At 67.4% G+C, this 5,395-nt stretch carries 5 protein-coding genes and 1 pseudogene; 3 read left to right on the plus strand and 3 right to left on the minus strand.

What is annotated here, in order from left to right:
* The first annotated feature begins 55 nt into the window (after window positions 1-55).
* The gene (locus tag WAN71_RS07130; protein ID WP_422224667.1) at window positions 56-1,573 is read left to right on the plus strand and encodes a PH domain-containing protein; all 1,518 of its coding nucleotides are present in this window, start codon (window positions 56-58) and stop codon (window positions 1,571-1,573) included.
* Window positions 1,574-1,642: 69 nt separating this feature from the next.
* Here the strand turns inward: WAN71_RS07130 and WAN71_RS07135 are convergent, their stop codons facing one another.
* Window positions 1,643-3,328 carry a DEAD/DEAH box helicase gene (locus tag WAN71_RS07135; RefSeq protein ID WP_422224663.1) on the minus strand — a complete coding sequence of 562 codons (1,686 nt, stop codon included), beginning with the start codon at window positions 3,326-3,328 and terminating at the stop codon, window positions 1,643-1,645.
* Window positions 3,329-3,431: 103 nt separating this feature from the next.
* On the opposite strand from WAN71_RS07135, the gene WAN71_RS07140 reads away from it, so the two are divergent.
* A complete protein-coding gene (locus WAN71_RS07140; protein ID WP_422224664.1) occupies window positions 3,432-3,911 on the plus strand; it encodes a VOC family protein in 480 nt (159 codons plus the stop codon).
* Window positions 3,912-3,917: 6 nt separating this feature from the next.
* Here the strand turns inward: WAN71_RS07140 and WAN71_RS07145 are convergent, their stop codons facing one another.
* The gene (locus tag WAN71_RS07145; protein ID WP_422224665.1) at window positions 3,918-4,421 is read right to left on the minus strand and encodes a cupin domain-containing protein; all 504 of its coding nucleotides are present in this window, start codon (window positions 4,419-4,421) and stop codon (window positions 3,918-3,920) included.
* A 44-nt stretch (window positions 4,422-4,465) separates the two neighbouring features.
* Here WAN71_RS07145 and WAN71_RS07150 point away from each other — a divergent pair, with 44 nt between their 5' ends.
* A complete protein-coding gene (locus tag WAN71_RS07150; protein ID WP_422224666.1) occupies window positions 4,466-5,167 on the plus strand; it encodes a M24 family metallopeptidase in 702 nt (233 codons plus the stop codon).
* A gap of 6 nt (window positions 5,168-5,173) precedes the next feature.
* On the opposite strand, the pseudogene WAN71_RS07155 reads toward WAN71_RS07150, so the two are convergent.
* Window positions 5,174-5,395: pseudogene (locus WAN71_RS07155) on the minus strand (short-chain dehydrogenase); the annotation flags it as partial.

Below are 5,395 nucleotides of genomic sequence, written 5' to 3' on the forward strand. Positions count from 1 at the left end.
CGCCGCTGCGCGGCTGGGGGTACCCCCACCCGCTTGCGGGGGAGAGCGGCGCTATATGACCGCGCCGGTGCAGCGGCCCCAAACCGCTTGGCAGCGGCTAAGTCCCAGGATGCTGCTGGTACATCCGGTGCACGAATTGCTGCGCGAGCTGCCGTTATTGATCGGGGGACTGGTGCTCGGGTCGACCACCGGCAACCAGTCCTGGACGGTGGCGGTGCTTGCGCTCAGCGCTGTGGTGGGCGTGGCGCGCTGGTTCACTACCAGCTACCGCATCGACTCCGACCCCGAATCCGGCCAAGTGCAACTGCGGGCCGGCCTACTGAATCGCAAGGTTTTGTCGGTGCCGCGCAACCGGATTCGATCGGTGCAAACCGATGCGCGGTTGCTGCACCGGCTGATGGGGCTGGCCGTGCTGCGGGTGAGCACCGGCCAAGGTAGCGGCGGCGAGCACGGTTCTGGCGGCTTCGAGCTCAACGCTGTCAGGGTCGACCAGGTGCCGCGACTACGGGCCATACTGCTGGCCGAATCACCACAGTCGGGCGATGCGCCGACCTCGGAGCCCGCGGCGTCGAGCTCGGTGGTGGCGCGCTGGCAGCCGTCGTGGTTGCGATATGCGCCGTTGAGTCTTTCCGGGCTGCTGACCATGGCTGCCGCCGCGGGCGTGGTATATCAGAGTGGATTCGTTGGGCCGCTGCAGCATTCGCGGTTGGTTGCGTCGGGGCTGGCGGCGGCCGAGCGGCTGGGTGTGGCAGCCACCGTCGCAGTGATCGCGGCGGTGGTGCTGGTCGCTTCGGTGCTGCTGGCGGTGCTGCGGTCACTGCTCGTCTACGGCAACCTGGTGCTGCTGCGCCGGGGCGACGTCCTGCACTTGCGGCACGGTCTGCTGCGGCTGCGTGAACACACCTATGACATGAGCAGGCTGCGCGGCGGGACGCTGCGGCAGCCGCTGCTGGTGCGCGTCTTCGGCGGCGCCCGGCTGGATGCGGTGATGACCGGTGTGCATGGCGCAGGCGAGTCTTCGGTGCTGCTGCCGCCGTGTCCGGTTTCCACCGCGGAAGCGGTGTTGACCGGGCTGGTCGGGGGCCCCGAAAACGCCTGGGTCGTCGCCGGGCCGCTGCGTGGTCACGGCAGTCGGGCAGCGGCGCGGCGGTGGACGCGCGCATTGGGGGTTCCGCTGCTGACCGGTGTGGCGCTGGCGGTAGTGACTGTGCTGGTTGGGATTTCGGCGGTGCCCGCGTGGTTGTGGACGGCGTGGGTGGCGGTCACGGCGTGGTGTGCGTTGCTGGCCGCCGACCGGGTGAGCGCACTTGGGCACCGAGTCGACAGCCACTGGCTGGTGATGCGTGCCGGCAGCCTGGAACGCCGCCGCGACTGCTTGGCCACGGCGGGCATCATCGGCTGGACCGTGCGGCAGTCGCCGCTGCAACGCCGGTCTGGGGTGGCCACCCTGGTGGCGGCCACCGCCGCTGGCATCAAGCGCTATCCGCTGATCGATGTCCCGGAAAACCAGGTCTGGGCGGTCGCGGCGGAAGCCTCGCCGTGGGTGGACGACAGCATGTGGGCGATCCGCTGATTTTCGCCGAACGTGTACTGAGGGCGAAATTTTGGCCGGTGATTTATCGCCGTGGTTGCACGTTCGGCGCTAGGCGGTCAATCCGCGCACCGCTTCGATACGGGCCCTAAGCTGGTCGGAGCTGGCCGCGGCCATCGGCGGGCCGCCGCAGAGGCGCCGCAGCTCGTTGTGAATCCACCCATGCGGCTTGCCCGTTCGATGGTGTGCCACCGACACCAGGGAGTTGAGCTCGCGGCGCAGGTCGCGCAGTTGCCCGTGTCGGGTGACCGGTTCGGCCATGGCGGCGCCGTCGCGGGTGCGACGGTCTAGTTGCTCAACTTGGCGGCGCAGCAACAACTCTCGCATCTGGTTGGCGTCCAACAGGCCGGGTAGACCCAAATAGTCGGCTTCTTCGTCGCTACCTGCGGGGGTGGCGGTGCCGAACGACGAGCCGTCGAAAATCACCTGGTCCAGTTCCGCGTCGGCGCCCAACGACATGAACCCGTTCTCGGTTTCGGATGGCTCAGTCTGGCGACGCTGCGCGGCAGCCAGGTCGTCGTCCTCCCGGTGTGGCCGGCCGAGCACGTGATTGCGTTGCGCCTCAAGCTCGCTGGCCAGCTGCAGCAGCGACTGCACCGACGGCAGAAAGATGCTCGCGGTCTCGCCCGGCCGCCGCGCCCGGACGAAGCGGCCGATCGCCTGGGCGAAATACAGCGGGGTCGACGCGCTGGTGGCATACACGCCCACGGCCAGCCGCGGCACGTCGACACCCTCGGACACCATCCGCACGGCAACCAGCCAGTGGCTGGTGCCCGCGGAGAACTTCGCGATGCGATCTGACGAGCCACGGTCGTCGGAAACGACGACGGTTGGCGCCTCGCCGGTAATCCGTTCCAGCAGAAGGGCATAGGCGCGGGCGGCCTTCTGATCCGATGCGATGATCATGCCGCCGGCGTCGGGCACTCCGCCGTCGCGCAATTGCTGCAGTCGGGTATCGGCGGCGGAGATCACCGCGGGCATCCACTCGCCGGCCGGATCCAGTGCGGTGCGCCACGCGCGGGCGGTGTGCTCGGTGCTGGCCGGCTCGCCGAGCCGCGCGGCGTACTCGGCACCCGCGCTGTCGCGCCAGCGGGTCTCACCGGAGTAAGCCAGGAACACCACGGGACGCACCACGCCGTCGGCCAGCGCGTCGGCGTAGCCGTAGCTGTGATCGGCCGCCGAGCGCAGCACGCCGTTGCCGTCGGGCTCGTAGCGGACGAACGGGATCGCGGCATCGTCACTGCGGAAAGGTGTGCCGGTCAACGCCAGTCGCCGGGTGGCGTCGCCGAAAGCCTCGCGGATGCTCTCACCCCAGCTCTTGGTGTCCCCGCCGTGATGGATCTCGTCGAAGATCACCAGGGTGCGCCTGCTCTCGGTGCGCACCCGATGCCGGGCGGGATGGCTGGCCACCTGGGCGTAGGTGACGACGATGCCGTGGTACTCCGCCGAGGTATGCGCGGCGGCGTTGCGGAATTTGGGATCCAGCGCGATGCCGTCGGCAGCGGCCGCCAGCGCCCACTGCGTCTTGAGGTGCTCGGTGGGCACCACCACGGTGATCGTGTCGACGCTGCGATCGGCCAGCAGCTCGGTGGCGATCCGCAGAGCAAACGCTGTCTTGCCAGCGCCGGGGGTAGCGACCAGCAAGAAATCACGCGGCTTGGCGGTTAGGTACCGCACCAAGGCTCGCCGCTGCCAGCCCCGCAAAGCCCGGGTGCTGGGCGCTTCACTAGCCCGCACCCTTAAGACTCCTAACTGGTCGAGATGCAGTCTAGGACAAGCACATCGGGGCCCGCATCTTCCCAGGACAGCGGCGCGTCGACGGCAGGCCTATTGTCAGATCGTGATTATCGGACTGGCCCACACCGGGGTTTGCGTGCCCGACTGCGAAGCGGCGGTGGCGTTCTACCGAGACGTGTTGGGCATGCGGGTGCTGTCGCCACCGTACGTGATGGCCGGCGACGCGATCCGCGACGATATGGGCGAGCTGGTGTCCGATCCCACCATGAAAGCGGCCATCGTCGGGTTTGATGACGACGGCGATCGGGTCCTCGAAGTGATTGAGTACCTCGGTGTCGTCGGCGGCGATCAGCGAAGCACCGCGGCGTTAACCGACCACGGTTTGTCGCACGTCGGGCTGATCTGCGAGGACCTCGACGTGACAAGGGCTGAGCTCGAGGCCAGAGGGGTGCGCTTTCTGGTCGACGGCATTGCCGACGTAGCGCGGGTCCGCACGACATGGTTCGTCGACCCGTGGGGCGTGGTGTTCATTCTTGTCGAGAAAAGCAAGCCGGCGCGTCCCTACTTTGCGCAGTGGGACTGAAGGCGGCTACACGAAGAAGTTGTCGTGGCGGATGAACCACTCCCGGCGTTCGTCATCGGTCATGTCGGCCAACGCGCTGAAGCCCTCGAAGTAAGCCTCCCGCGGCGCGCCCGGAGCGAACAGCATCAAGACTGCCGCGGGTTCATCGGCCTCGTTGCGAAAACCGTGGATGCCGCCGGGCGGGATGTAGAGGAAGTCGTGCGGGTGGCCGTCGGTCCAGTCGTTACCGTCGTAGAGCTTCATCGTGCCGGACAGCACGAAGAAAGCCTCGGACATGGCCCGGTGAAAGTGCGGACCGGGCCCGCCTCCGGCCGGAGCGATGTCGACGCGATACAGACCATAATCACCGCCGGTGGCTTGCTGATTGGCCAAGTAGTGGTACTTGACGCCGTAGCTCTCGTAGTCCGGCGGCGCCCCTCCTGATTCAGGGCTACGCCTCAACCAAGCGCTGACTTCCGGCTCGTCCTGGAGGTAGCGGGGCTCGGGATAGGGCGGCACCACGAGCGACATTAGTGCTCCATTGGGGGTTTCGGTTGTGTCTTAGCATCGGTGCTGTGCCGAAGCCGATCGCCGACGAAAACGTCCGCGCGGAAAGGCTTCTTGATGCCCAGGATAAAGCGGCGCAATTGTTCGACGAGATCGAGCGCCGCGAAATGATCCGCCCGGGCGTCGGTGAGCAGGAGTTGTCCGACGAGATCCGCGACCTGGCCGCCCAGCTGCTCGGCGTGACGGGCCACTGGCATCGGCGGATTGTGCGCGCCGGGGAAAACACCCTGCAGCCTTTTCGGGAGCACCCGCCGGATCGGGTGGTCGCCGACGGCGACATCGTGTTCTTGGACCTGGGTCCGATCTTCGAGGAGTGGGAGGCCGACTTCGGCCGCACGTTCGTGCTGAGCGATGACCCGGACAAGCTGGCTATCCGCGATGCCTTACCACGGGTGTGGCGGGCCGGGCGCGACCATTTCGAAAGTCATCCCGATATCACCGGCGCCGAGTTGTACGACTACGTCGTCGGGCTGGCCCACGCCGAGGGTTTCGAGTTCGGCAGCCCCATCGCCGGCCATCTGCTCGGGGAGTTTCCGCACAAGAAGATCGTCGGCACCGGCGTCGAGTGGTACATCACGGCGGGGTCGGACAAGCCGATGCGGCGCAAGGATCCCAATGGCCTTGTCTGCCATTGGATTCTCGAGATCCATCTGAACGACTCGGCCCGCGGCTTCGGCGGTTTCTACGAGCAGTTGCTCGACCTGCCCTGAGCCGAATCAGCCGACGGGATAAACCACCCTGGTCAGCTCCTCGGAGACTGCCCACAGCCGGCGCTGCCGGTCGACGTCGTGGGACTTGCGGCTGGATCCCACCACCTTTGGGTAGCCGCGCGTTTGCGCGAAGCCGTCGGGTCCGAAGTACTGGCCGCCGAGCACCTGCGGGTCGCTGGCAGCACGAAGTGTCGGCAGGGCGCCCATGGTCGCGTCTTGGAATAGCGG

The sequence above is a fragment of the Mycobacterium sp. genome, from assembly GCF_049280035.1.
Taxonomy (GTDB): domain Bacteria; phylum Actinomycetota; class Actinomycetes; order Mycobacteriales; family Mycobacteriaceae; genus Mycobacterium.